Annotated in this window: 22 protein-coding genes and 1 pseudogene; 11 read left to right on the top strand and 12 right to left on the bottom strand. The window is 66.1% G+C overall.

Annotated features, from left to right (window positions below; translation table 11 throughout):
• Together ACLV74_RS23270 and ACLV74_RS23275 are read left to right on the top strand one after the other, a co-directional pair.
• Nucleotides 1-468, top strand: a pseudogene (locus ACLV74_RS23270) (class I SAM-dependent RNA methyltransferase); the annotation flags it as partial.
• A complete protein-coding gene (locus ACLV74_RS23275; RefSeq protein ID WP_411881803.1) occupies nucleotides 465-884 on the top strand; it encodes a putative toxin-antitoxin system toxin component, PIN family in 420 nt (139 codons plus the stop codon). The pseudogene ACLV74_RS23270 and the gene ACLV74_RS23275, both read left to right, overlap by 4 nt.
• A gap of 1 nt (nucleotide 885) precedes the next feature.
• Here ACLV74_RS23275 and ACLV74_RS23280 read toward each other — a convergent pair whose 3' ends face one another.
• Nucleotides 886-2,685 carry an FMN-binding glutamate synthase family protein gene (locus ACLV74_RS23280; protein ID WP_411881804.1) on the bottom strand — a complete coding sequence of 600 codons (1,800 nt, stop codon included), beginning with the start codon at nucleotides 2,683-2,685 and terminating at the stop codon, nucleotides 886-888.
• A gap of 95 nt (nucleotides 2,686-2,780) precedes the next feature.
• Between ACLV74_RS23280 and ACLV74_RS23285 the strand changes: the two genes are divergently transcribed.
• The gene (locus tag ACLV74_RS23285) at nucleotides 2,781-3,611 is read left to right on the top strand and encodes a UPF0149 family protein (RefSeq protein ID WP_411881805.1); all 831 of its coding nucleotides are present in this window, start codon (nucleotides 2,781-2,783) and stop codon (nucleotides 3,609-3,611) included.
• Nucleotides 3,612-3,632: 21 nt separating this feature from the next.
• On the opposite strand, the gene ACLV74_RS23290 is transcribed toward ACLV74_RS23285, so the two are convergent.
• From ACLV74_RS23290 to ACLV74_RS23320, 7 genes are all read right to left on the bottom strand, one after another.
• Nucleotides 3,633-4,421 carry a 5'-methylthioadenosine/adenosylhomocysteine nucleosidase gene (locus tag ACLV74_RS23290; RefSeq protein ID WP_411881806.1) on the bottom strand — a complete coding sequence of 263 codons (789 nt, stop codon included), beginning with the start codon at nucleotides 4,419-4,421 and terminating at the stop codon, nucleotides 3,633-3,635.
• Nucleotides 4,422-4,611: 190 nt separating this feature from the next.
• Nucleotides 4,612-6,300 (bottom strand): long-chain-fatty-acid--CoA ligase, encoded by a 1,689-nt coding sequence (locus ACLV74_RS23295; RefSeq protein WP_411881807.1) that lies wholly within the window; start codon nucleotides 6,298-6,300, stop codon nucleotides 4,612-4,614.
• A gap of 165 nt (nucleotides 6,301-6,465) precedes the next feature.
• Nucleotides 6,466-7,890: an NAD(P)(+) transhydrogenase (Re/Si-specific) subunit beta gene (locus tag ACLV74_RS23300; RefSeq protein ID WP_411881808.1), complete on the bottom strand. Its 1,425-nt coding sequence runs from the start codon at nucleotides 7,888-7,890 to the stop codon at nucleotides 6,466-6,468.
• The gene (locus tag ACLV74_RS23305; protein WP_411881809.1) at nucleotides 7,887-8,225 is read right to left on the bottom strand and encodes an NAD(P) transhydrogenase subunit alpha; all 339 of its coding nucleotides are present in this window, start codon (nucleotides 8,223-8,225) and stop codon (nucleotides 7,887-7,889) included. Before ACLV74_RS23305 ends, ACLV74_RS23300 begins: the two co-directional genes overlap by 4 nt.
• Nucleotides 8,226-8,230: 5 nt before the next feature.
• Nucleotides 8,231-8,902: a hypothetical protein gene (locus tag ACLV74_RS23310; RefSeq protein WP_411881810.1), complete on the bottom strand. Its 672-nt coding sequence runs from the start codon at nucleotides 8,900-8,902 to the stop codon at nucleotides 8,231-8,233.
• Nucleotides 8,899-10,014 (bottom strand): Re/Si-specific NAD(P)(+) transhydrogenase subunit alpha, encoded by a 1,116-nt coding sequence (locus tag ACLV74_RS23315; RefSeq protein ID WP_411881811.1) that lies wholly within the window; start codon nucleotides 10,012-10,014, stop codon nucleotides 8,899-8,901. Before ACLV74_RS23315 ends, ACLV74_RS23310 begins: the two co-directional genes overlap by 4 nt.
• Nucleotides 10,015-10,262: 248 nt before the next feature.
• A complete protein-coding gene (locus ACLV74_RS23320; protein WP_411881812.1) occupies nucleotides 10,263-11,798 on the bottom strand; it encodes a CoA-acylating methylmalonate-semialdehyde dehydrogenase in 1,536 nt (511 codons plus the stop codon).
• A gap of 166 nt (nucleotides 11,799-11,964) precedes the next feature.
• On the opposite strand from ACLV74_RS23320, the gene ACLV74_RS23325 reads away from it, so the two are divergent.
• Together ACLV74_RS23325 and ACLV74_RS23330 are read left to right on the top strand one after the other, a co-directional pair.
• On the top strand, nucleotides 11,965-12,927 hold the full coding sequence (locus ACLV74_RS23325; RefSeq protein WP_411881813.1) for a LysR family transcriptional regulator: 963 nt from the start codon (nucleotides 11,965-11,967) through the stop codon (nucleotides 12,925-12,927).
• A gap of 74 nt (nucleotides 12,928-13,001) precedes the next feature.
• Nucleotides 13,002-13,517 (top strand): NUDIX hydrolase, encoded by a 516-nt coding sequence (locus tag ACLV74_RS23330; protein ID WP_411881814.1) that lies wholly within the window; start codon nucleotides 13,002-13,004, stop codon nucleotides 13,515-13,517.
• A 53-nt stretch (nucleotides 13,518-13,570) separates the two neighbouring features.
• Here the strand turns inward: ACLV74_RS23330 and ACLV74_RS23335 are convergent, their stop codons facing one another.
• Entirely contained in the window at nucleotides 13,571-15,172 is a 1,602-nt protein-coding gene (locus ACLV74_RS23335; protein ID WP_411881815.1) for a glucan biosynthesis protein, read from the bottom strand.
• A gap of 210 nt (nucleotides 15,173-15,382) precedes the next feature.
• Here ACLV74_RS23335 and mnmA point away from each other — a divergent pair, with 210 nt between their 5' ends.
• Nucleotides 15,383-16,624, top strand: a complete 1,242-nt coding sequence (gene mnmA / locus ACLV74_RS23340; protein WP_411881816.1) for a tRNA 2-thiouridine(34) synthase MnmA — start codon at nucleotides 15,383-15,385, stop codon at nucleotides 16,622-16,624.
• Here mnmA and ACLV74_RS23345 read toward each other — a convergent pair.
• Nucleotides 16,621-19,218: a CheR family methyltransferase gene (locus ACLV74_RS23345; RefSeq protein ID WP_411881817.1), complete on the bottom strand. Its 2,598-nt coding sequence runs from the start codon at nucleotides 19,216-19,218 to the stop codon at nucleotides 16,621-16,623. The two genes, mnmA and ACLV74_RS23345, sit on opposite strands and share 4 nt — an antisense overlap.
• A 79-nt stretch (nucleotides 19,219-19,297) precedes the next feature.
• Between ACLV74_RS23345 and ACLV74_RS23350 the strand changes: the two genes are divergently transcribed.
• Nucleotides 19,298-19,906 (top strand): PAS domain-containing protein, encoded by a 609-nt coding sequence (locus ACLV74_RS23350; RefSeq protein WP_411881818.1) that lies wholly within the window; start codon nucleotides 19,298-19,300, stop codon nucleotides 19,904-19,906.
• Nucleotides 19,907-19,936: 30 nt separating this feature from the next.
• On the opposite strand, the gene ACLV74_RS23355 is transcribed toward ACLV74_RS23350, so the two are convergent.
• Nucleotides 19,937-21,352, bottom strand: a complete 1,416-nt coding sequence (locus ACLV74_RS23355) for a MipA/OmpV family protein (RefSeq protein ID WP_411881819.1) — start codon at nucleotides 21,350-21,352, stop codon at nucleotides 19,937-19,939.
• Between the two features lie 235 nt (nucleotides 21,353-21,587).
• On the opposite strand from ACLV74_RS23355, the gene ACLV74_RS23360 reads away from it, so the two are divergent.
• From ACLV74_RS23360 to ACLV74_RS23370, 3 genes are read left to right on the top strand one after another with little or no spacing between them, the layout of a single operon-like run.
• Nucleotides 21,588-21,863, top strand: a complete 276-nt coding sequence (locus ACLV74_RS23360; RefSeq protein WP_411881820.1) for a DUF4242 domain-containing protein — start codon at nucleotides 21,588-21,590, stop codon at nucleotides 21,861-21,863.
• Nucleotides 21,864-21,872: 9 nt separating this feature from the next.
• Entirely contained in the window at nucleotides 21,873-23,699 is a 1,827-nt protein-coding gene (locus tag ACLV74_RS23365) for a BTAD domain-containing putative transcriptional regulator (protein ID WP_411881821.1), read from the top strand.
• Between the two features lie 36 nt (nucleotides 23,700-23,735).
• Entirely contained in the window at nucleotides 23,736-24,200 is a 465-nt protein-coding gene (locus ACLV74_RS23370) for a DUF2917 domain-containing protein (protein WP_411881822.1), read from the top strand.
• A 25-nt stretch (nucleotides 24,201-24,225) separates the two neighbouring features.
• Here the strand turns inward: ACLV74_RS23370 and ACLV74_RS23375 are convergent, their stop codons facing one another.
• On the bottom strand, nucleotides 24,226-25,185 hold the full coding sequence (locus ACLV74_RS23375) for a LysR family transcriptional regulator (RefSeq protein ID WP_411881823.1): 960 nt from the start codon (nucleotides 25,183-25,185) through the stop codon (nucleotides 24,226-24,228).
• A gap of 87 nt (nucleotides 25,186-25,272) precedes the next feature.
• Between ACLV74_RS23375 and ACLV74_RS23380 the strand changes: the two genes are divergently transcribed.
• Nucleotides 25,273-25,911, top strand: coding sequence for a DsbA family protein (locus ACLV74_RS23380; protein ID WP_411881824.1), 639 nt, complete (start codon nucleotides 25,273-25,275; stop codon nucleotides 25,909-25,911).
• The last annotated feature ends 45 nt before the right edge of the window (nucleotides 25,912-25,956 follow it).

The following is a 25,956-nucleotide window of genomic DNA, read 5'->3' on the forward strand; positions in this document are numbered from 1 at the left end:
GGTGTGGCCGGCATCACCGGCCTGCAGGGCCGCGACCAGCGCCGCCAGCAGGGACATGCCGAAGGGCGTGTGCAGCACGACCACCGCAACCAGCCCATCGACGAGTTCGGCCAGCCGCTGAACCGGGACAGCGGCGACACGCGTGAAGAGCCGGCCTTCGAGACCCCGCGCGACCGCTCGGCCAACCCGGGGCGCGAGCAGGCGCAAAACGCCTGGGGCGAGGAAGCCGCCGATTTCTTTCCGCAACTGGCCGCGCACTGGAAGAAAAACTACGCGGGCTGGACGGCCCACGTGCTGACGCCCGACCTCAAGCTGCCCGGCAAGATGCGCCTGAAGGAATCACGCCGCGTGCCGATGTGGAACGGCCCGATTGAATGCCGGTTGTTCCGCTTCGACATGGTGGCCGGTTCCGCGCGCGGCAAGCCGGGCGCCGCCGCGCCTGCCGCACCGGACGAGCCCGCGGCGTGACGGCCGCAGCGCGCCAGCCCGTCGTGCTGGACACCAACATCGTCCTCGACGTGTTTGTCTTCAACGACGCGGCCGCACAGCCGCTCAAAAAAGCGCTGGAAGCCGGCGAACTCGACTGGCTGGCCACGCAGCCCATGCGCGATGAACTCGAACGCGTGCTGGCCTATCCGCAAATCGTGCCGCGCCTGGCGTTTTACGCATTGAACGCCGGCGACGTGCTCGCCGCCTTTGACCGGCATGCGCGCCTGACGGAAGCGGCCGCCAAGGCCGCCGTGACCTGTAGCGACGCCGACGACCAGAAATTCATCGACCTGGCCGTGGCGGCAAAGGCCTTGTTGCTGAGCAAGGACAGGGATGTGCTGTCCATGCAAAAGCGGCTGCTGGCTCAGGGCGTGCGCGCCCAGCCGGTGATGTAGCTCACCCCGCCGCGCGCGTGGCGGCGGCGTCCAGCGCTACCGCGACCGGCGGCACCGCGACCTGCCCCGGCGCCGCCGCCGAAGCGTCACCGCCCACATGGATGCCGTTGGCCTGCGCCGGCATCTGGCCGCCCGGGCCCACGCCATTGGCGCGAAAGCTGTGCGCGCTGGCCAGCGGCCAGTAATAGCTGAAGACCGTGTTCTGTTTTTCCAGCGAACCCAGCAGCGCGCCGGGCTCCACCTGCATGATGAGGTTGCTGAGCAGCCGCACTTCGGTGTCGGTCAGGCGCCGCACGATGTGGTGGGCGTTGACCTCGCGCGGGTGGCACAGGCCCGCGGCCTGCACCAGCTCCTGCAGCGCATGCAGCGTGCTGCGGTGAAAATTGCGCACGCGCTCGGCCTTGTCGGGCACCACCAGCGCCTGCTGGCGCACCGGGTCCTGCGTGGTCACGCCGGTCGGGCATTTGCCGGTGTGGCAGCTTTGCGCCTGGATGCAGCCCAGCGCCATCATGAAGCCGCGCCCGGCGTTGCACCAGTCGGCGCCCAGCGCCATCAGCCGCACCATGTCGAAGGCGCTGACCACCTTGCCGGCCGCGCCTATGGAAATGCGGCTGCGCAGGTTCACGCCTATCAGCGTGTTGTGCACCAGCAGCAGGCCCTCCTGCAGCGGCGCGCCCACGTGGTCGGTGAACTCGACGGGCGCGGCGCCGGTGCCGCCCTCGGCGCCGTCCACCACGATGAAATCGGGCGTGATGCCGGTCTCCAGCATGGCCTTGACGATGGCGAACCACTCCCAGGGGTGGCCTATGCAGAACTTGAAGCCGGTCGGCTTGCCGCCCGAGAGTTTTCGCAGCCGGGCGATGAAATGCATCATCTCGACCGGTGTGGAGAACGCGCTGTGGCTGGAGGGCGAGATGCAGTCCTTGCCCTGCGGCACGCCGCGCGCCGCCGCGATTTCGGCAGTGACCTTGGGGCCGGGCAGTATGCCGCCGTGGCCGGGCTTGGCGCCCTGGCTCATCTTGAGCTCGATCAGCTTGACCTGCGGGTCGCGCGCGTTGGCGCTGAAGCGCTCTTCGCTGAAGCTGCCGTCCTCGTTGCGGCAACCGAAATAGCCGGAACCGATTTCCCAGATCAGGTCGCCGCCGTGAACCCGGTGGTGCTGCGAGATCGAACCCTCGCCGGTGTCGTGCGCAAAGCCGCCCAGTTTGGCGCCCTTGTTGAGCGCCATGATGGCGTTGGCCGAGAGCGAGCCGAAGCTCAGTGCCGAGATGTTGAAGACGCTCGCATGGTAGGGCTGCGTGCAGGGCTCCACCGAAGGCGAAGGCTTGTCGGGCGTGCCGCCTATCCAGACGCGGAAATCGTGCGAGGGCAGCTTGGTGGGCGACATCGAGTGGTTGACCCATTCATAACCCTGCGCGCCCACGTCGAGCTGCGTGCCGAAGGGCCGGTTGTCGGGCTCCCCCTTGGAGCGCTGGTAGACCAGCGAGCGCTGCGCGCGCGAAAAGGGCGTGGCCTCGCTGTCGCTTTCGATGAAGTACTGGCGCATCTCGGGCCGGATGTATTCGAACAGAAAACGCATGTGGCCGATGACCGGGTAGTTGCGCAGCACCGCATGCCGCGTTTGCCGCAGGTCGTAAACGCCGAGCCCCACCAGCGCGACACAGCCCAGGAAGGCCAGCAGGGTCCGCCAGCCCACGCCGAAGGCGGCCAGGCTGAACAGCGACAGCAGCGCGCCCAGCGCGCACAGGGCCAAGACGGTGTAACGGACAGGAAATCGGGCATCCAGACGCTGGAGAAACATGGTGGCGCTTCCGTGGGGGAGGGGGCAGAATAACCGCGATGCGGCAGATACACTTTGCATCATAAGAGCCTCGCGTGAGGCTCAGGACTGTTTTCATGACGCCTACCCCCAAATCCCCCCCTTCTTCAACGCCCTCGGCGGAAACGGCTTTCCTCGAAGCCGAAGATTTCGACGAGCTGGACGCCATCCTCGACGAGCTGCGCACCCGCTACGACGAGACGCCGCAGTGGGAATTCTGCGAAGGCTTCATGGCCGCCGTGATCTGCTCGCGCCGCCCCATTGCCGCCGCCGAATACCTGCCGGTGCTGCTGGCCGTGCCCGGCGAAGGCGAGGCGCCGGACCCGGAAGGCGGCTCCTTCGCCGACGCGGCGCAAGGTGAGCGCTTCCTCACGCTGTGGAACCGGCGCTGGAAGGAAGTCGAAACCGCGCTGGACTCAGAGGTCGATTCGCTGGAAGACGACAACTGCTACCACCCCGAGGTGATGGACATACGCGGCGCCGTGGCCGAGATGGCGCCCGAGGAGCGCGCCGCCTTCAAGGGCGAAGAGTTGCCGGCCTTTGCCCAGGTCTGGGCGCTGGGTTTTATGTTCGCGGTCGAAAGCTGGCCCGACGAATGGATGGCCCCGCGCGACAAGGACGCCGCCAAATGGCTGGACGGCGCGCTGCAGGCCGTGGTGGCCATGACCGAGGACGACACGGCCGCGCCCGAAGTCTCGCCGCTGAGCGAAGACGGCGCGCCCAGCACCAGCATTGCGCGCCTCAACGCGTTCGGCGAAGCGATCTGGGCGGTGTACGACCTGCGCGAGCTGTGGATGACGATGGGCCCCAAGGTGGAAACCGTGCGCGTCGAGGCCACGCCGGGACGCAACGACCTTTGCCATTGCGGCAGCGGGAAGAAATACAAGAAGTGCCACGGCGCGGGGTGATCCGCCACCGGGCATGAGCGGCTACTGCGCTTGTTGCGGCTCCAGCGACACCAGCAGCCGCTCCACGATGGCATGCGCATAGCGGCTGGCCACTTCCTCGACGAAGCGCGGGAAGTCCACATGCGCGCTGTCATCCGCGCGGTCCGAGATGGTGCGCACGGCGGCAAAGGGCACGCCGTAGTCGTGGCAGACCTGCGCCACGGCTGCGCCTTCCATCTCCACCGCCAGCACCTCGTGGCCCGCGCCCGTCAGCGCGGCATGCAGGCTGCGCGACTCGCCGGCGCCTGAGACAAAGCGGTCGCCGCTGGCGATCAGCCCCCTGTGAACGCGCGCGCCCGGAAAGGCCGCGCTCGCGCCGCCATCACCGCCGCCCTCCAGCGCCGCCGATGCCGCATCGAACAGCAAGGCCGTGAGTGCCGCATCGCCCTCAAAGCGGCTGCGGCCGTACAACGGCACCTCATAACGCGGAAACAGCGGCGAGGCATCCAGGTCGTGCTGCACAAACTCGCTGGCCACTACGACGTCGCCGACATTCACATCCTGGCCCAGGCCGCCGGCCACGCCGGTGAACACCATGCGGCGCACGCCGAAGCGTTCGATCAACGCGGTCGCAGTAGTCGCGGCCGCCACCTTGCCGATTTTCGACAAGGCCAGCACCACGGGCCGGCCGTGCAGGTCGCCGAGCCAGAAGTCGCGGCCGGCGTGCGTGACCTTGTGCGGGCGGTGCAGCAATTCCATCAGGCCTTGCTGCTCTTGCAGGAGGGCGCTAAGTATGGCGATGGGGGTCGGGGAGGTGGAAGAGATCGGCATGAAGCGATTGTGCCCAAAGCCATCACCGGCGAGTACAGACGCAAAAAAGGGCGACTTGCGCCGCCCCGTAGAAAACCTTTGCAGGCTCTAAAAACTTGTCTGCCGTCGAATTACTTCTTGTAGCTCCGGCATAACAAGCCCTGCAAGCAGGGCAGTTGTCAGCCTTCGCTGCAAGAAGTGAGGCTTTGCCTCACTTCTTGTCGCGTAATTCGCGGCGCAGTATCTTGCCGACCGGTGTCTTGGGCAGGTCGGTGCGGAACTCCACCACCTTGGGCTGCTTGTAGCCGGTCAGGTTGGCCTTGCAGTATTCGCGCACCTGGGCTTCGGTGAGGTCGGGGTTCTTCTTGACGATCACCAGCTTCACGGCTTCGCCGGACTTGTCGTCGGCCACGCCCACGCAGGCGCATTCCATCACACCGTCGAGCTTGGCCACCACGTCCTCGATCTCGTTCGGGTAGACGTTGAAGCCGCTCACCAGGATCATGTCTTTCTTGCGGTCGACGATCTTGAAGAAGCCGTTGTCATCCAGCACGCCGATGTCGCCGGACTTGAAGTAGCCGTCGGGCGTCATGACCTTGGCGGTTTCGTCGGGGCGCTGCCAGTAGCCGGCCATGACCTGCGGTCCCTTGATGGCGATCTCGCCGGGCTGTCCCTGCGGCACTTCATTGCCGTCGTCGTCGAGCAGCTTGAAGTACGTGCCGGGAATCGGCACGCCTATGGTGCCGGTGAAGGCTTTGCTGTTGGTCGGGTTGCAGCTGGCCGAGGGCGAGGTCTCGGACAGGCCGTAGCCCTCGCAGACCGGGCAGCCGGTTTTCTCAAGCCAGAGCTTGGCCACCGCACTTTGCACGGCCATGCCGCCGCCCAGCGACACCTTCAGGTGCGACCAGTCCACCGTGTTGAAATCCGGGTGATTGGCCAGGCCGTTGAACAGCGTGTTGACCGCGGGGAAGCTGTTGACCTTGTGTTTGGAGAGTTCCTTGAGCACGGCGGGCAGGTCACGCGGGTTGGGGATCAGGATGTTCTTGCCGCCGGTGCGCATGCCCAGCATCATGTTCACGGTGAACGCGAAGATGTGATACAGCGGCAACGCGCAGACGTAGACGGGTTGCTGGCCGGCCGGCATGCTGGCCATGGCCGGGCCGTTCCAGGCTTCGGACTGCAGCACGTTGGCGATCACGTTGCGGTGCAGCAGCACCGCGCCTTTGGACACGCCGGTGGTGCCGCCGGTGTACTGCAGCACGGCCACGTCGTCGGGCTTGATGTCGGGGCGCTTGAGCGTCGCGCGCGTGCCCTGGGCCACGGCGTCGTTGAAGCGCACGGCGCCGGGCAGGTTGAAGGCCGGCACCATCTTCTTGACGTTGCGCACCACGTAGTTGACCAGCGCGCCCTTGAGCATGCCCAGCTGGTCGCCCATGGCGCACAGCACCACGTGCTTGACCGGCGTCGCGGCGATGCACTGCTCCAGCGTGTTGGCGAAGTTCTCGATGATGACGATGGCCTTGGAGCCCGAGTCCTTGAGCTGGTGCTCGAGTTCGCGCGGCGTGTACAGCGGGTTGACGTTGACCACCACATAACCGGCGCGCAGGATGGCGGCCACGGCCACCGGGTACTGCGGCACGTTGGGCATCATGATGGCGATGCGGTCGCCCTTGGCCAGGCCCAGGCTCTGCAGGTAGGCGCCGAAGGCCAGCGACAGGCTGTCGGTCTGGCCGAAGGTGATGTCCTTGCCCATGAAGCTGTAAGCGACGCGGCTGCCGTGCTTCTTGAAGCTTTCCTCCATCAGGGCCACCAGCGACGGGTACTGCGACGCGTCGATGTCGGTGGGAACGCCCGGCGGGTAGGCCTTGAGCCACGGGCGGTCAATGGTCGCTGCATTCATGTTTGTCTTCTCCATTACGTTTTGCTTACAGCCATGGATTCTCACGGCATGCCCTCTTCGTGGCTATTGCGTTTTCCCTAGGAAAGCCGGGAAATCAGAAGGGAAGCCCCTCTAAACTGGATGGGCCCGCGGCACGCGGCCGCGGAAATGCCCGGCAGCCGGCGCTTATTCGATGGCCTTGCCCATGTCTTCGATGACCTTTTTGGCGTCGCCGAAGACCATCATGGTTTTGTCCATGTAGAAGAGCTCGTTGTCCAGGCCCGCGTAGCCGGCCGCCATGGAACGCTTGTTGACAATCACCGTCTTGGCCTTGTAGGCCTCCAGGATGGGCATGCCGTAGATCGCGCTGCCCTTGACGTGGGCGGCGGGGTTCACCACGTCGTTGGCGCCCAGGATGATGGCCACGTCGGCCTGGCCGAACTCGGCGTTGATGTCTTCCATTTCATGCACCTGGTCGTAAGGCACTTCGGCCTCGGCCAGCAGCACGTTCATGTGGCCGGGCATGCGGCCGGCGACCGGGTGGATGGCGTACTTGACGTTGATGCCCTTGTCGATGAGTTTTTGCGCGAGTTCTTTCACCGAGTGCTGCGCGCGCGCTACCGCCAGGCCGTAGCCCGGCACGATGATCACGGTTTCGGCATTGCCCAGGATGAAGGCGGCGTCGTCGGCGGAACCCGACTTGACGGGTCGCTGCTCTTTCGCGCCCGCGGCGGCCGTGCCGGCCTCACCGCCGAAGCCGCCCAGGATCACGTTGAAGAAGGAGCGGTTCATCGCCTTGCACATGATGTACGAGAGGATGGCGCCCGACGACCCGACCAGCGAACCGGCAATGATCAGCATGGCGTTGTTCAGCGAAAAGCCGATACCGGCGGCCGCCCAGCCCGAGTAGCTGTTGAGCATGGACACCACCACCGGCATGTCGGCGCCGCCGATAGGGATGATGATCAGCACACCCATCACGAAGGCCAGCGCCAGCATCGCGAAGAAGGCCGTCCAGTTGCCGGTGATCATGAAGCCCAGGCCCAGGCCCACGGTGGCCAGGCCCAGCACCAGGTTCAGCATGTGCTGGCCCGCGAAGGTCACGGGCGCGCCCTGGAACAGGCGGAACTTGTACTTGCCGCTGAGTTTGCCGAAGGCGATGACCGAGCCGCTGAAGGTGACGGCGCCGATCGCCGCGCCCAGGAACAGCTCAAGCCGGTTGCCGGTGGGGATGGGCAAGCCCTTGGCGGCGATGCCGAAGGCGTAGGGCTCGGCGACGGCGGCCACCGCGATGAACACCGCGGCCAGGCCGATCATGCTGTGCATGAAGGCGACCAGCTCGGGCATCTTGGTCATCTCGACGCGCTTGGCCATCAGCGTGCCGGCCGCGCCGCCCACCAGCAGGGCGCTGAGCACATACACCATGCCGATGGCCTTGCCGCCGGATGTTTCAACGATCAGGGCGCCCGTCGTCAGCACGGCAATCGTCATGCCGGCCATGCCGAAGAGGTTGCCGCGTATCGACGTGGTCGGGTGGGACAGGCCCTTGAGCGCCTGGATAAAAAAGACGGAAGCCACCAGGTACAGCAGCGTGACGATGTTCATGCTCATTTGGCCACTCCCGAACCAGCTGCGTCAGCGGCGGCCGGCGCCTTCTTTTCCTTCTTGCGGAACATCTCCAGCATGCGGCGCGTCACGAGGAAGCCGCCGAAGACGTTCACCGCCGCCAGCGCCACCGCCAGCCAGCCCATGGTCTTGCCGAGCGGCGTTTCCGTCAGCGCGGCCGCCAGCATGGCGCCCACAATCACGATGGCCGAAATCGCGTTGGTCACCGCCATCAGCGGCGTGTGCAGCGCCGGTGTGACGGTCCACACCACGTGGTAGCCCACGTAGATGGCCAGTACAAAAATAATCAGGTTGATGATGGTGGGGGAAACGATGTCCATATGCGTTACTTGATGGTGTTGAGTAATTGAAGCGAAAGTCCGCCGCCCAGCGACAAAGTGGAGTCGTAGACCGCTTTCTGCAGCGACTCCCCAAAATCAACAAGTGACTGGTCGACACCGGATGCATCTTCTTTGCCCGTGGCCGATTCAATCTTGAAAGCGGAGGTTTTGAACAGGTAAACCTTGAGATAGGTTCCACCGCGCACTCCGCTCCACGCGCGAATGAGGTGGCCTTTGTCAAATTTCAGGTTCTCTTTTTCAACCGCAGCGGCAGCTTCCGGAGAAATTCCTTCGAGATACTTCTTGTCCGAATACCGGGTGTTGACCACCAGGCAACGCGTATCGAGGTTTTTCGTGTTGGATCCATAGTCGTTGGTGAAATAGCCGGCGCGCACGGCCGGACATTTCATGGTGATCCAGTTCACATTCTTTGAATGCCCACCGACTGTGCTTTCAACAACCATCAGCATGTCGCGCGATTTGTTCAGGAATACGGAAGCCTGCATCGGGATATGCGCAGTACCACTGTCAAGGCTCAACCCCTTCTTGTCGTAAGTGACTAGCGTCACCCACCCTTCCGGCAAGTCCTTGATTTCGGTACGCCCGACCGCCTGCGCAAACACGCCTTGCGAGACAAACGCCGCCAGCAGTACCAGCAGACGAACAAGCGGATTCATTTGCGCTTCACCTCGCCGCCCTGCGTCATCAGGCAGGCGGCAACGATGTCGTCTTCCAGGTCGACCTTGAGCTCACCTTCCTTGGTGATGATGAGCTTGAGGAAGTCGAGCAGGTTGCGGGCATACAGCGCGCTGGCGTCGGCCGCGACCAGAGACGGCACATTGGTCTCGCCGATCAGCGTCACGCCGTGCTTGACCACGGTCTTGCCGGGCTCGGTGAGCGGGCAGTTGCCGCCTTGCGGCGCGGCCAGGTCGACGATGACGCTGCCGGGCTTCATGGCCTTGACCATGTCTTCGGTGACGAGCACCGGCGCGGCGCGGCCCGGGATCAGCGCGGTGGTGATGACCACGTCGGCCTGCGCGACGCGCTTGGCGACCTCGGCTTTTTGCCGCTCCAGCCAACTGGGCGGCATGGGCCTGGCATAGCCGCCCACGCCGACGGCGGCTTCGCGCTCTTCGTCGGTTTCATAAGGCACGTCGATGAATTTCGCACCCAGCGATTCGACCTGCTCTTTCACGCTGGGACGCACGTCGCTGGCTTCAATCACCGCGCCCAGGCGCTTGGCCGTGGCGATGGCCTGCAGGCCGGCAACGCCGACGCCCAGGATCACCACGCGCGCGGCCTTGACCGTGCCGGCCGCCGTCATCAGCATGGGGAAGAAGCGCTGGTAGCGGTCGGCCGCCATGATCACGGCCTTGTAGCCCGCGATATTGGCCTGCGAAGACAGCACGTCCATGCTTTGCGCGCGGCTGGTGCGCGGCGCGGCTTCGAGGGCGAAAGACGTCAGCTGGGCCGTTGCCAGGCGCTGCAGGCCGGCGGCATCAAAAGGATTGAGCATGCCGACCAGCACACCGCCGGCTTTGGCCAGCCCCATTTCGCTGTCGAGCGGGCAACGCACCTTGAGCACGATGTCGGCGCCGTAGGCGCCCGCGGCGTCGGTGATCTCGGCGCCGACGGCCGTGTAAGCCTCGTCAGGAACGCTGGCGGCGACACCGGCGCCCGACTGCACACGGATGGTGTGCCCCTGGGCCTTGAGCTTTTTGGCCGTTTCCGGCGTGATGGCGACGCGTGTTTCTCCGGCCGTGATTTCGGCGGGTACCCCAATCAGCATGGGTCTCTCCTCAGTACGTTGGTATGGCTTGGTGGACATCAACCCGTGGACGGGCTTGTGCGTGAACTGTCTTCTGCTTGCCTGTCTCGGCGTTTGTATTTGTACCTGTCATGAAGCTTACATGAGATTTTTGCAAATTTTTGTCACGGAAGTCTATAGTTTTTGCCTGTTCCGCCGCTGTTGATACGAATAAGCCCCGCCAGCCGTGATGCGGCTGGCGGGGCTGTCACGCCCGGGCGTGCCCTGTGTTATTTGGCCGTAGGCATCACGAACTCGGCGCCCTTGCCGGTGCTTTCGGGCCAGCGCTGCATGATGGATTTTTGCTTGGTGTAGAAACGCACGCCCTCTTCGCCGTAGGCGTGCATGTCGCCGAAGAGGCTCTTTTTCCAGCCGCCGAAACCGTGCCAGGCCATGGGCACTGGGATAGGCACGTTGATGCCGACCATGCCGACCTGGATACGGCGGCTGAATTCGCGCGCCACGTGGCCGTCGCGGGTGTAGCAGCTCACGCCATTGCCGAACTCATGGGCGTTGATGAGGTTCACCGCCTCGGAAAAATCCTTCACGCGCACGCAGCCCAGCACCGGGCCGAAAATTTCTTCCTTGTAGATGCGCATGTCGGGCGTGACGTGGTCGAACAGCGTGCCGCCCATCCAGAAGCCCTTGTCGCAGCCGTCCCCGGCCTGGGCGCCCTTGAAGCCGCGGCCGTCGACCAGCAGCTTGGCGCCTTCCTTCACGCCGATGTCGATGTAGCCGGTGATGCGCTCGTGCGCGGCCGAGGTGACGATGGGGCCCATCTCGGCGTCGAGTTCCACGCCGTTCTTGATCACCAGGGTTTTGGCGCGCGCCTCCAGCATGGGCACCAGCTTGTCGGCCACGTCGCCGACCAGCACCGCCACCGAGATCGCCATGCAGCGCTCGCCGGCCGAGCCGTAGCCCGCGCCTATCAGCGCGTCCACCGCCTGCTCGAGGTCGGCGTCGGGCATCACCACCATATGGTTCTTCGCACCGCCCAGAGCCTGCACGCGCTTGCCGTGGTGGGCGCCGGTTTCATAGATGTAGTTGGCGATGGGCGTGGAGCCGACGAAGGACACGGCCTTCACGTCAGGGTGCACCAGCAGCGCGTCGACCGCTTCCTTGTCGCCCTGCACCACATTGAAGACGCCGCCGGGCAGGCCGGCTTGCTTGAGCAGGTCGGCGATGAAGAGGCTGGGGCTGGGGTCGATGGGGCTGGGCTTCAGGATAAAGCTGTTGCCGGCGGCAATCGCCACCGGGAACATCCACATCGGCACCATTACGGGGAAGTTGAAGGGCGTGATGCCGGCCACCACACCCAGGGGCTGGCGCAGCGTCCAGTTGTCGATGCCGGTGGAGACCTGGTCGGTGAAGTCGCCCTTGAGCAACTGCGGGATGCCGCAGGCGAATTCCACGATGTCGATGCCGCGCGAGACCTCACCCTGGGCGTCGGTGAACACCTTCCCGTGCTCGGCGGTGATCATGTGGGCCAGCTTGTCCTTGTTTTTATTCAGGAGTTCGAGGAACTTGAACATCACGCGCGCGCGGCGTATGGGCGGCGTATCGGCCCAGGCCGGGAAGGCCGCCTGCGCGGACGCCACGGCGGCGTCGACCTCGGCCGTGCTGGCCAGTGCGACGTGGCCGGTCACGGCGCCGGTCGCGGGATTGAAGACCGGCTGGCTGCGGCCCGAGGTTGGCGCGGCGATACGGCCCTGGAGGTAATGGCCGATGGTGGCCTGGGGTGCAGTGGCGGCGGGCGATAAAGACATGGGGATTCCTCTGGCAAAGGCCTGGCGGCTGAAAAAAACGAATGAATGGCCCCAAACAGGGCGGCTGATGGCAGTCTAGGCGTGCCGGGCCGAATTGATAACACCCTTATTTGTGATTACATTGTTCATATTCCTGAACAATTGGGCGCCCCGAGCGCTTCATGCCATGTCTTCCGACCAGCTTTCCCCCCTCGTGGCCGACCTGCACCTGCTGACCGTGCTGGCCGCCACCCGCAGTTTTACCGAGACGGCGCGCCGCCTGGGCGTGTCCAAGGGCTCGGCCAGCATGCGCATCAGCGAGCTGGAGCGCGCCGCCGGCGTGATGCTGGTACGGCGCACCACGCGCTCGGTGGGCCTGACGGAAGCCGGCCAGCAGCTGGTCAACGGCATGCAGCCGGCCTTCAACCGCATCAGCGAAAGCTATTCGGCCGTGAAAGACCTGGTGGGTACGCCGCGCGGCCTGATTCGCGTGACGGCGCCGGTCGCACTGGGGCGCCAGCATCTGGCGCCCCGCGTCGCGGCCTTCCTCCAGCGCTTTCCCGAGATCCACATCGAGCTTGAACTGACCGACCGTTTCGTGAACCTGGCCAATGAGGGCTTCGACCTGGCGATACGCCACACCAACGCGCCGCCCGACACCCACGTGGCCTGGGTGCTGTGCGAGACGCGCTCCATCCTGCTGGCCAGCCCCGACTACCTGGCGCGGCGCGGCGTGCCCACTCAGCCGGCGGAACTCGCTGGTCACGACTGCCTGCTCTACCTGGGCAACCACAATGCGGCGAGCTGGACCTTTGTGCGCAGCGGCAAGCGCAAATCGCGCGAACAGGTCGGCGTGAACGTCAGCGGCACGCTCAAGGCCAACAACAGCGAGGTGCTGCGCGAGGCGCTGGTGGCCGGCCTGGGCATAGGCCTGCTGCCGGACTTCAGCGTGCCCCCGGGTGGCGGCGAACCATCAGCCCTTGTGCACGTGCTGCCCGACTGGCAGGTGCAGGGCTTCTTCGGCGAGCGCATCTACGCCTTGCGGCCCTGGTCGGCCCAGGTGCCCAAGGCCGTGCAGTATTTTGTCGAGCACCTGCGCGAGAGCTTTGCCCGCGGATTCGGCGCAATACCGCAAGGGCCCGCTGCATGACGGCGCGAGGCCCGACCCTGGCCGGGGAAAAATACCCACAGGAACTGTCACGCGGCCCACAGATAATCACCGCCATGAACAATCGATGGAAGCCCAGCGTCACGGTCGCTGCGGTCATAGAAAAAATAATCGACGGCGTCCCCAAATTCCTGCTGGTAGAGGAACAAACCCGGGACGGCCTAAAGCTCAACAACCCCGCCGGCCACCTGGATCCGGGCGAAAGCCCGATTGAGGCCTGCGCCCGGGAAACGCTGGAAGAAACCGCCTGGCACTTCAAGCCGACAGCCATCGTGGGCGTCTACCTCTCGCGTTTCGAGCGGGCCGTGCCCGGCCAGGACGAGCCGCTGGACATCACCTATTTGCGCTTCGCCTTTTGCGGTGAACTGGGCGAGCACGTGGCCGGCCAGGCGCTGGACGAAGGCATTGTGCGCACCGTCTGGCTGACGGCCGACGAGATCCGGGCCAGCGTCCCGATGCACCGAAGCCCCCTGTTGCTGACCTGCATGGAGGACTACCTCGCGGGCAAACGCTACCCGGTGGAACTGGTCACCACGGATGCCAGCGTGCATGCACCGCTGAGCCAGCGGTAGGAAGCGTTGCCGGTTTGAGGCGCCCAATTTCCGCTGACGGCCCAGCGCGGGTCTCAGTAAAGAATCCGTTGCGCCACAGGGGGCGGCGTCCATTGGTACAGCCAGGTTTCCGTCAATGACTGGCCGTCGACCTGCAAATGCATGCGCAGGTTGATGGGTGCCGTGCTGTCGCCATCGGGGCGCACGTCGAACATGGCACGCCACCCCTTGATGGCGTCCAGCGGCCGGGCCGACGTCAATTCAATCGTGCCGCGCGAGGCGGTGACCACGGCTTTGACCTGGACCCCGGGGTTCAGCAAGGCAAAGTCGCCGCCTGCAAAATCGACCGCAAACCGCCATGTGTAGGCTGTGCGCTTTTGCCCTGCCACGCCGCCAAGGCCGGTGCGTGTGGCAACGCAGCGCGCCAGCGGTCCTTGCGCGGCGGGCGGCTGGCCACCCCAGTGCAGCCGGTAGGAAAACAGCAATTCCTGCCCTGCCTGCGGCTTGTCCCTGGGGTTCCAGAAGGCCACGATGTTGTCAAAGGTTTCGTCCACGGTCGGGATTTCCACCAGCTGCACCGTGCCTGGGCCCCAGCCCGCCCTGGGCTCGACCCACAGGCTCGGGCGTTTTTCGTAGAACACGCCGTCGTCCTGGTAGTGGTCAAAATTCCGGTCGCGCTGCATCAGGCCAAAACCGCGCGGGTTGTCGTCCTGGAAGGCGTTGAACTGCAGTTGCGCAGGGTTGGTCAGCGGGCGCCACAGCCATTCGCCCGTGCCGCTGTGCATGCACAAGCCGTCGGTATCGTGGATTTCGCCGCGCCAGTCCCAGCCCATGCGTTTGTCGTTTTCGCCGGTCTGGAACATGCTGGTGCACGGCGCGATGCCCAGGCGGGCTATGGTTTTACGCGGGTACAGTGCCACATCCAGGTCCATGATCTGCGTGTCGCCCGGCGTGATCACAAAACGGTAGGCACCGCTGACACTCGGCGAATCCAGCAGGGCGTACACGGTCAGTGAAGCTGCTTTCGGGTCCGGCTTTTCGAGCCAGTAGCCGATGAAATCCGGAAACTCTTCCGGGAAGGTTTGCGCCGTGTCGATGGCCAGGCCCCGTGCCGACTGGCCATACTGCCATTCGCCGCCCACCGCGCGAAAATAGCTTGCGCCGAGGAACGCCGCCACGTCACGCACCGGATCGGTGTGGAAATTCAGCCGGAAGCCGGCAAAACCGAGATCGGCGGGCAGGCTGTCGCCCCGCACGCCGCTTTTCCCGTAATCAAACATGGCCGGGTCATAGGCCAGTTCCTGTGCCTGGCCGTTGCTCACTTCATGCATGCGCACCGGCGTCTTGAAGTACAGGCCGAGGTGGAAAAATCTGGCCACGAAGCGCAGCTTGTCATCGCCCCACAAGGCATGGTCGTCCCGAAAGCGAATGGCCTGGTGCTGGTCCCAGGTCAGGTCCGAAATACCGGGCGGCAACGCCATCGACCGGGGCCGGTAGGGTTTGGCCGCCAGGTCGCGCGCCTGGCCCTTGAGCACCGCGTAGTCGAAGGATTGGGCCTTGCCCACGGGTTTGAGGCCTGCGGCCTGGGCCAGCGACGAAAGCCACGGCAGCCCGGCGGCCACGCCGGCAGCCGTGATGGCCCGACCGGTGCGGGAAAAAAATTGACGTCGTTGCAAAGTGGCGGCTCCTGCAAAAATGAGGGGCATTCCATTGTGCTGGAAACGTCCGAGAAGATACGGTGCAGCCATCGACAATAGTCCGAATGGCTCTGTAAACCCGGTGGCTTGCCCCTGGCGAGCACCAGCCTCCGGCCTCCGGCCGCATGGCCAGCAGGGCCGTAAGGCCCGAAGCAGGCGGAAAAGCTTTCATCTTTTTACAATGGAGCCATGGGCAACAAGCAAATCACCACACACAGCCGGGACGGCAAGCGGCAACGGATCGTCGTCGGCCTGAGCGGCGGGGTGGACTCCGCGGTGACCGCGCACCTGCTCAAACAGCAGGGCCACGAGGTCATCGGCATCTTCATGAAGAACTGGGAAGATGACGACGACAGCGAATACTGCTCGTCCAACATCGATTTTGTCGACGCCGCCGCAGTCGCCGACGTGATCGGCATCGAGATCGAGCACGTCAATTTCGCGGCCGATTACAAGGACCGCGTGTTCGCCGAATTCCTGCGCGAATACCAGGCCGGCCGCACGCCCAACCCCGACATCCTGTGCAACGCCGAGATCAAGTTCAAGGCCTTCCTGGACCACGCCATGCGCCTGGGCGCCGAGAAAATCGCGACCGGGCACTACGCCAGGGTGCGCCATAACGAAGCCACCGGCCTGCATGAGCTGCTCAAGGGCCTGGACCCGGGCAAAGACCAGAGCTACTTCCTGCACCGGCTGAACCAGGCGCAGCTGTCGAAGACGCTGTTCCCGGTCGGCGAGTTGCACAAGACCGAAGTGCGCCGCATCGCCGACGAGATCGGCCTGCCCAACGCGAAGAAAAAAGACTCGACCGGCATCTGCTTCATCGGCGAGCGGCCTTTCCGCGATTTCCTGAACCGCTACATCGCCAGGGCGCCCGGCCCCATCAAAAACGACAAGGGCCGCGTGCTCGGTGAACACGTGGGCCTGTCCTTCTACACGCTGGGCCAGCGCCAGGGCCTGGGCATAGGCGGCGTGAAAGCCAAAGGCGCGGACCTCAAGGCCGCTCAGGCGCGCGGGCTGCGCGGCGTGGGCGAGCACGAGCCCTGGTTCGTGGCGCGCAAGGACATGGAGACCAACACGCTGTGGGTGGTGCAGGGCCATGAGCATCCCTGGCTACAGTCGACGGTGCTGACGGCGCAGGACTGCAGCTGGGTGGCCGGCAACGCGCCGGCGCCCGGCCCCATGGCCGCCAAGGCGCGCTACCGGCAGGCCGATGCCGCCTGCGAGCTGCGCCAGTCCTCCATCGACAGCTGCGAGCTGGTGTTCTCCGATGCGCAGTGGGCGGTCACGCCAGGGCAATCGGCCGTGCTGTACCAGGGCGATGTCTGCCTGGGCGGCGGCGTGATCACCGCCAGCAACGTGCGGCAGGACCTTCCCGACGAGTCCCGTCCGGCCGGCCGTGCGCCGCGGCGGGCAGCGGCCCAGGCTTAGCCCTTCTTCGCCCCGCCGACCCGCGGCTTTGCCTTGGCCGTCTGCAACTTGCGCAGGGACGCTTCCAGCCGCTTGGCCACGCTGATGTCGGTGAAGGTGATCACGACACCGTCGATGCGGTTGTCCTGCGTGCGGTAGGGCATGGTGCGCACCATGAACCAGCGGTCGGCGCTGGCCGCGACTTCCTTTTCCTGGAACATCAGGGTGCGCAGCACCTCGCGCGCGTCGCCGGCCAGGCCCTGGTAATCCATGTCGGAAACGATGTCGGTGATAGGCCTGCCGACGTCGCCGGCGATCAGCTTGAACAGGCCCGTGGCGCGCGTCGTGAAGCGCCGCACGTTCAGGTGCCGGTCCAGGAACAGCGTCGCGATGTCGGTGCTGTTGAGCAGGTTGTCCATGTCGTCGCTGGCGCGCGCCAGCGCGTCCACGCGGGCCTGCAGCTCGGCGTTCACGGTCTGCAATTCTTCGTTGATGGACTGCATCTCCTCGCGCGAGGTGGTCAGTTCCTCGTTGGCCGACTGCAACTCCTCATTCGCAGACACCAGGCCTTCCTGCGCGGCCTGCATGTCCTCGCGCGTGGACTGGTGCTCCTCGCGCGAACGGGTCAGCTCGCGCAGCAATTCGGTGACCTGCCGGTCGTGGTCGGCATCGGCTTCGCCCTTGTCCAGTGCCTCGCGCGGCGGCGGCGCGTCGGTGAACACCACCATCACCAGCCCCTGCAGCGCTTCCGGCGTTTCCAGCGGCTCCACGGTCGCGCCGAAAGCCATCGCCACGCCGTCCACGCTGACGCTGACCGGCTCCAGCACCGCCGCCGCCTGTTGCCGCAGCGCGCGGTGGAACACCTCGCTTAAAGGCTGGCTCAGGCCGGCGCGCGCCATGGCGAACAGGTTCAGGTTGGCCTTGCCGGCGGCGGGCTCCAGGTATTTGCCGGTCTTGCCGCTGAAATAGACGATGTCGCCCTGCGCCGTGACCAGCACCGCGGCGGGCGCGAACTTGCGCGCCAGCACCTGGTCGGCCAGCACCTGCAGGCTGCCGGCGCCCGGCAAAGGTTTGCGCGCCGAAGGCATGTGCGCCGGCGCGGACATCACCGCGTCGGGGTAGGCCGGAAAGCTGCCGACGCGCGCCGCGGCGTCCAGCCGGCGGTAGATCCGGGTTTTCGCGCCCAGCGGCATGAAGAGGTCGCTGGACTGGCCTATGGTTTCCGCGCTCCCCAGCACCAGGATGCCGCCTGGGTTCAGGCTGTGGTGGAACAGCGGCATCAATTTTTGCTGCAGCTCGGCCTCCAGGTAGATCAGCAGGTTGCGGCAGCTCAGCACGTCCAGCCGCGCGAAGGGCGGGTCGCTGGCGATGCTTTGCTGCGCGAACACGACCATGGAGCGTATGTCCTGGCGGACGCGGTAGCCGCCCGGCACCCGCGTGAAGAAGCGCTCCAGCCGCTCCGGCGAAACGTCGGCCGAGATGTTCTCGGGATAAACGCCCTTGCGGGCCCTGGCCACCGATTCCTTTTCCAGGTCGGTGGCGAAAATCTGCAGCGAAAAATTGGCCGGCTCCTCAAGTTCGGCCACGGTCTCCGCGAACACCATGGCCAGCGTATAGGCTTCTTCGCCCGTCGAGCAGGCCGCCACCCAGGCCCGCAGCGCCCCGCCTTCGGGCCGGCTGCGCACCAGGCGCGGAAACACCTGCTGGCGCAGGTGCTCCCAGACCTCCGGGTCGCGGAAAAAACTGGTCACGCCGATCAGCAGCTCCTTGTACAGCAGCTCGGCCTCCACCGCGTTCTCGCGGACGTGGCGCAGGTAGGCGTCGGCCGTGCCGATCTGGTGGATGGCCATGCGCCGCTGGATGCGCCGGTACACCGTGCCTTTTTTGTAAAGGCTGAAGTCGTGGCCGGTTTGCGCGCGCACCAGGATCAGCACCTTTTCAAGCGCCGAGTGCAGGCTGTCCGCCTGCGGGCCGGTCTGCGCGTCCAGCGGGTTTTCGGCCATCATGGGATGCGCAAAATAGGCCAGCAGCCTTCGCGGCAGCTGCGCGGCGGGCGCCACCATGTCGGCCAGGCTGGCGTCAATCACGCTGCGCGGCATGGCCTCGAATTTGGCTGTGTCCGGCGACTGCACCAGCACCGCGCCGGCTTTTTCCTTCAGGGCCCGCGCGCCCATGGTGCCGTCCGAACCCATGCCCGACAGAATCACGCCGGCCGCGTTTGCCTGCTGGTCGACGGCCAGCGCGCGCAGGAAAAAATCAATCGGCAGGCCGTGGCCGCGCGCGCCGGCGGGCTTGAGCAGGTGCAGCACGCCGTTCAGGATGGACACCTCAAAGCCGGGCGGCGCGACGTACACGTGGTCGGCTTCCACCGGCGTCAGGTCGGCGACCTGCAGCACCGGCAGCAGCGTCACGCGCTGCAGCAGCGGCACCAGCGAGCTCTCCTTGTCCGGGTCCAGGTGCTGCACCACGACAAATGCCAGGCCGCTGGCGGCGGGCACGTTGGCGAGAAACTGTTCCAGGGCTTCCAGCCCTCCGGCCGAAGCGCCGATTCCTACGATAGCCAGCGGTTTTGTCTGTGCAGCGACAGGGGATGAAGGCTTGTGTTGTGAGGTCATGTTTGTTACAAAGAGAGCTGCCACCGTCGCGTGATCAGATAGTCTACGCCGCGCACGGACCGGCAAAACCTGGAAACGAATGAACACACCCTCAACACCGTCCGCCCTGCTGCGCAGCAAGGCCGAAAAACAGCTGGCCGCGCGGAAAACCTGGGCCGTGCCCGAAGGCGGGGTCGACCAGCTCAAGCTGATCCATGAACTCCAGGTCCACCAGATCGAGCTGGAAATGCAGAACGAGGTGCTGAACGAAACCTTTGCCCATGTGGATGCGCTGCGGGCCAAGTACCAGGACCTCTACGAATTCGCCCCGGTGGGCTACTTCACGCTGTCCACGGACGGCAACATCCTGGAACTGAACGGCCGCGCGGCCACGCTGCTGGGCCAGAACCAGCACGGCCTTCCCGGCAGGGCGCTGCGCGAGTTTTTCAGCCCCGCGTCGGTGGCCGGCCTTGACAAGCTTCTCGAAGATGCGAAGCGCAGCATCGATGAAGTGTCCACGCATTTGCTGGAGTTGCGACGGCCGCGGCAACTGCCGGTGTTCGTGAACGCCCAGGCGCGGGCCTTCACGGAACCCCTGGGCAGCGACACCCGTATCCGCCTGGCCATGATGGACGTGTCGGCCCTCAAAATGGCCACCGAGGACGTGCTCCACGCGATGGACAAGGCCACGGATCCGGACCCTTCCTGAGAGCCCCGGCCGCCCTGTTCACTCACGCACTCACAGCGCGCTTTCGACGTAGGTGTAGATGTAGTTGGAGCCGCCGTTGACATTGCCCAGCAGGCGCGATGAACCAAAGATGCCGGAACGGTGCGACACGCCGAACCCGATATAGGTCTCCTTGAGCGGCCGGTAGCCGATCAGGTCGCCCAGGCTCACGTCGAGCGTCGGATCCAGGTAGTTCAGCATGCGCGAGGCCGGCTTGCCGTTGGCGGCCTGGCTGGCCGCCTCGATGTAAGGCACGCGCTGCGCCATGGACACCCCCACTCCCAGGCCCAGCCGTGTCTTCACGCGGTCGCTCCAGGGGAAGCCGGAATACACCGCTTTCATGAACAGGTCGAGCTGCACCCCGTTGGGCTGCAGGCCGCGGTCGTTGTGGTGCGTCAGACCCACGTAGCCGATGAAGTCCAGCGGCCAGCCGTTGACGTTGTTCAGGAAGGGCTTGCCCACCTGGATGCCGGTGATGCTGGTCGAATTGGTTTTCGCCGTCGACAGGCACTGCGCCGTGATGATCTTGGCCAGGTGGCAGCCGTCCTCGGTCGACTTGCCGTACAGCGCCTTGAAATAGGTGGGCGTGTCGTTCTCGGCCCATTCGCGCTTGTGGCCGCCGAAGTCGTAGGCCACACCCACGTAGGCGGCGGGCAGCACGCCTTTTTGCACGATGGGGCTGTCCTTGACCTTGGCGTCCAGCATGGTCGCCGAGATGCCGGCCAGCAGGCGCCAGCCCTGCGTGAGGTCGTAGGAGCCGTAAAGGCCTATCGAGGTATTGATGCCGGCACCGGGCGCATAGGCCGGACGACCGGGCGTGGCCTCGCCGGGCTGCACGCCGTAGTAATAGTTGTTGAGCTTGGAATCGCGCACCGCCACCGTCAGGCTGGGGCGCAACATCCAGGGGCCGGAACGCCAGTCGTAGGAGTAGCCCAGGCGCAGTTCATTGCCCTTGTAGGTGTTGCCGATGTCGTGCACAAACTCAGCCTCCAGCGTGCCCCAGGGCTGGCGCCAGCGGTAAGCCAGGCCCAGGTCGATGGCCGAGTCACGCGTCGCCATGCCGGCCAGGCTGGCCGGCAGGTTCTCGGTCGGGAAGCCTTCCAGGCGCTGCTCGACAAAAACGTCCAGCCGCTGCTCGCCGCTGTTGAGTATCTTCACGCCGCCCCGGTTGGCGCGCAGGAACAGCCGCTCGCCCTCATACAGATAGAGCGGCAGCAGGTCATAACGGTTGCCCGCATCCTTGTAAGGTGAACGCTCCACACGCGTCACAAAGCCCAGCCCCGCGCTGCCGGGCTGCGAGAGGATCTCGGTCAGTGGTTCGGTGTTGCCGGCCGCCAGGGCCGGCGCGGCCGCGCACAGCCCGCCCAGCACGAGGGCGGCGCTCCGCAGCAAGCGGTGCGGCAAAGAGGGCAGAGGGGAGCGTTTCATCATGTTCTTGGAGGTGTTGGGGGCCGGCCGCATCCGGGCGGGCGCGGCAAACACCCCGATGCTATCCATGAACAGCGCAGCCGGACCGGGCGATTTGTAAGAGAACAGGCACAGATCGGATAGGCCGGCGCCGCCGTATGGCAAATAAACACGTCCCGCAGGCGCTTTCCTCAAACGCGGGCTCACACGTAAACTGCCTATCTTTGGGTCTCCATTCACTTAACGGAGATTTTTTATGCCCAAATTCGTCATCGAACGCACCATCCCCGGACTCGGCGCCCTCAAGCCCGCCGAGCTGCAATCCATCTCCCAGAAATCCTGCGGCGTGCTGCAGGAACTGGGACCCGACGTCCAGTGGGTGAAAAGCTACCTGACGGGCGGCAAGATGTATTGCATCTACAACGCGACCAGCGAGGACCTTGTGCGGGAACATGCCCGCAGGGGCGGCTTCCCGGCGGACGCCGTCACGCGCGTCACCGGCGTCATAGACCCGACCACTGCCGAAGCCTGAGGCCCGACGGTGAAGCCGCAAGCCCCTGACGACGCACCGCCTCTGGGGCTTGCCATCCACCTGCTCGGCCCGCCGCGCGTGGAGCGCGGCGGCAGCCAGGTACCGGCGCCGCGCGGGCACAAGGTCTGGGGCCTGCTCGCCTACCTGGTGCGCAGCGAAGCACCCGTCAGCCGCAAGCACCTGGCGGGCCTGCTGTTCGAGGATGCCGAAGACCCGCTGGCCGCCCTGCGCTGGAACCTCAGCGAGCTGCGGCGCCTGCTTGGCAACGCGGACCTGCGCGGCGACCTGCTGGCGCTGGGGCTGGAGCCCGCCAGCTACGTCGACCTCGGCGCCGTGCTGTCGGGCAGCTGGGCGCAAGCCCTGTGCGTGCCCGGCCTGGACCGCGAGCTGCTCGAAGGCATGAATTTTTCGGGCAGCCCGGCCTTCGAGGTCTGGCTGGCCACCGAGCGCCGCCATCTCCAGGCCGCCGCCGAAGCCGTGCTGCGCGAAGCCGCGCAGGCCCGCATGGCCGCGGGCGCCATGGCCGAAGCCGCCGCACTGGCCGGCCGGCTGGTGCGCCAGAACCCGCTGGACGAGAACTACCAGGCCCTGCTGGTGCGCAGCCTCGCGGCCGCGGGCGACGGTGTGGGCGCGGCGCGCCAGGCCGCCGCCTGCCGTGAACTGTTCCAGCGCGAACTCGGCGTGCAGCCCGGCGCCACGCTGGACGCCGCCCAGCGCACGCTCACAGCGGCGCCCACCGCGCGGCCCGCCACCGGGCGCGCCGCCGCGCTGGCGCAACTGGAGGCCGGCGAGGCGGCGATCAGCGCCGGCGCGCTTGATGCCGGGGTGCAATGCCTGCGCCGCGCCATCGCCGAGGCCGACGCCACCGGCGACGCGGTGCTGCGCGCGCGCACGCGCGTGGCCCTGGGCGGCGCGCTGGTGCATGCCGCGCGCGGGCGCGACGAGGAAGGCGCCACCGCGCTGCACGAGGCGCTGGAGGTCGGCCACGATGTGTCTCCGGTGCTCGCCGCGGCGGCCTGCCGCGAACTCGGCTATGTCGAGTTCCTGCGCGGCCGCTATGAACGCACACTGGCCTGGCTGCAGCGCGCAAGGCCGCTGGCCGGGGAGGACCGCGCGGAGCTGGCACGCATCGCCACCGTATTCGGCTCCGCGCTCAGCGACACCGCGCATTACGCGTCCGCCATTGCCCTGCTGCGCGAAGCCGGGACGCTGGCCGCTGCAGCGGGCGACAACAAACAGCTCGCCTATGCGCTGTCCATGCTGGGCCGCGCGCTGCTGCTGCACGGTGAGATCGACGGCGCCGCCGGCGCGCTGGACCGCTCGGTGGCGCTGGCCCAGCAGGGCTGGACCGCTTTTGTGCCCTGGCCGCAATCGCTGCGCGCTGAAATCGACCTGCTGCAAGGCGACGTGGAGGCCGCCGCGCACCGCTTCGAGCACGCGTTTGCCCTCGGCAGCCAGCTCGGCGACCCCTGCTGGGAAGGCATTGCCGGCCGCGGCCTGGGGCGCGTGGCCATGGCGCGCGGCGAGCCCCAGCGCGCCGTCGAAATTCTCACCGACGCCCTGGCGCGTTGCACGCGGCTTCCTGATGCCTACCTATGGGGAAAAGGCCATGCCCTCGATGCGCTGTGCGGCGTCGCGGTGGCGCAAGCCATGCCCCAGGCCTCGGCCTGGGTCAACGAGATGCAGGAGCTCGCCGCGCGCAGCGGCATGCGCGAACTCACGGTGCGCGCATGCCTGCACCGCGCGGCGCTCGGCGACAGCGCGAGCGCGGCGGCGGCAAAACTGCTCGCCGGCCAGATCGACAACCCCGCGCTGCGTGCCCTCGCCGGGCTTTGACACCGGCGGCGCGCGGCAACACCGCAAAAAAGGTTCATGATGAATGCGAAACCCAAGGGCGCCGTGCTTCACGGCGCAACCCGGCACCTGGTGCCCGGCCAGGCGCTGCGCCTGCCCCGGCGCGGCGGTGAACTGACGGTGCTGCGGGGCCGTCTCTGGCTGACGCGCCACAACGATCCCGGCGACCACTTCATCGAGGCCGGCCAGCGCCTGCGCCTTGGCGACCATGAGACCGCGGTGATCGAGCCGGCGGGAAGCGCGCAGGGCGTGATCCTGCGCTGGGAGCCCCGACGCACGGGCTTCACTGTCGCCTGGCTCGCCCAGCCCTTGAACGGTGCGGCCTTCCTGGCCTGGATGGCCGCCCGTGGCTTCGCCGCGCTGGCGCGCAAGGCGGCGGCGGGCGCAAGGCGGGCGCGTGGCCACTGCGAGATCAGCGACCGCCAAGTGGTGTTCGTCGCGCTGGAAGGCGGCGCGGCGTGGGAGCGGGGCCGGCACTCCTGAAAGAGCCCTCGCGACAGGCCGGGCGTCAGCTTTCGCTTGACGCGTGGGCGGCCTGCCGCTGTTGCTCCCTGTCCGCCAGCAGGTCGACAAAGGCTCGGACCTTCGCGGGACGAAAGCGCGCAGCCGGAAAAACCGCATGGATGCCTCCTGAAGGCAGCTGCCACCGCGGCAGGACCCGGATGAGACGGCCTGCCGCAAGATCGCCTGCCACCGCATAGTCCGGCAGCACCGAGAGTCCCGCGCCCTGGAACACGGCCTCGCGCACGGCGAGTGTGGCGTCGAGAAAAATCGAGGCCTGCACGTGCACGGCCTGGCGCTCACCCTCGTTGAGCGAAAAATTCCATGTCAGGTGATCGCGCAGGGCGGTGTTGGCGATGAACGGCAGGCCGGCGATATCTTGCGGGCCGGTCAGCCGCGCCACCTGCGGCTGCATGGCCGGAGACGCCACGAGCAGTTGCCGGAAAGCGCCGATTCTTCGCGCTTGCAGGCTGGTTTCGGCGAGCCAGCCGACACGGATCGCCAGTTCGATGTTGCCCGACATGAGGTCCAGCGTCTGGTCGGTGAGGGCCGCATCGACCTTGCACGCGGGATAGCGCCGGGTAAAGGCGGCGATGGCCGGCACCACCACGCCGACACCATAGTCAAAAGGCGCGGTGAGCCGCAACATGCCGGACGGCTCCGCCGAGGTTTCGGCCAGGTCGTCGAAGGCATCGCCGGCTTCGCGCAGGATCAGCGCACAGCGCAGGTAGAAGGCCTGGCCCAGTTCGGTGGGCTGCACCTTGCGTGTGGTGCGAACCAGCAGCGATGTGCGGAACTCGCGCTCCAGCCGGGCGACCTGCTGGCTGACCACCGCCTTAGTAATCCCCAGGCGATCCGCAGCCGCGGTGAAGGAGCCGGTTTCCACCACCGCCGCGAAGTAGGCCAGGCGCCTCAGGTTTCCCAGGCCTCCAAGCCCACCCTCGTCTTGATTGTTTGCTTTAAACATACATTCTGTTTATCAGAGATGCCTTTAACAGTCAATGCAGAGTGCCTACGATCACAGCCAGTGAGCAAAGAACACCCCAAAGAACCCATGACCAAGACCCTCCATTACCTGTTCGACCCGCTGTGCGGCTGGTGCTACGGCGCCATGCCGGCGCTCTCGGCCTTGAACGAAGTTCCAGCTGTCAGCATCGAATTGCTGCCGACCGGGCTGTTCTCCGGCGAGGGCGCAAGGCCCATGAATGCTGAATTCGCCGCCTATGCCTGGTCCAACGACCAGCGCATTGAGCGCCTGACGGGGCAGCGCTTCACCGAGCAGTACCGCGAGCAGGTTCTCGATGACCGCCATCGGCTGTTTGACAGCGGCCCCGCCACGGTGGCGCTGACGGCCGTGTCATTGACGGCGCCGGCCAGGGAGCTGGACGCACTCAAGGCGATCCAAAGCGCGCGCTATGTGGACGGCAGGGACACAACCTCGCTGGAAATGCTGGCCGGCGTTCTGCACGGGCTCGGCCTCGAGCAAGCCGCCGCAAGGGTGGCGCAACCCGATGATGATCTTGTCGCGGCCAACCAGGCGCGCATCAACCGCGCCCAAGCCTTGATGCGGGAGTTCGGCGCACACGGCGTGCCCACCTTGGTGGCCGAATCCGGTGCGAAGCGCTGGGTCGTGAATCACTCGGCCTTCTATTCCAACCCGCGCGCGCTGACCAGTGAATTCGAGGCAGCCTGAGCCCACCGCGGGCCCCATCCCGCAACCCCTTTTAGTTAACTGTTA

Origin of the sequence: Polaromonas sp. YR568 (assembly GCF_943369415.1) — a bacterium.
GTDB lineage: Bacteria > Pseudomonadota > Gammaproteobacteria > Burkholderiales > Burkholderiaceae_C > Polaromonas.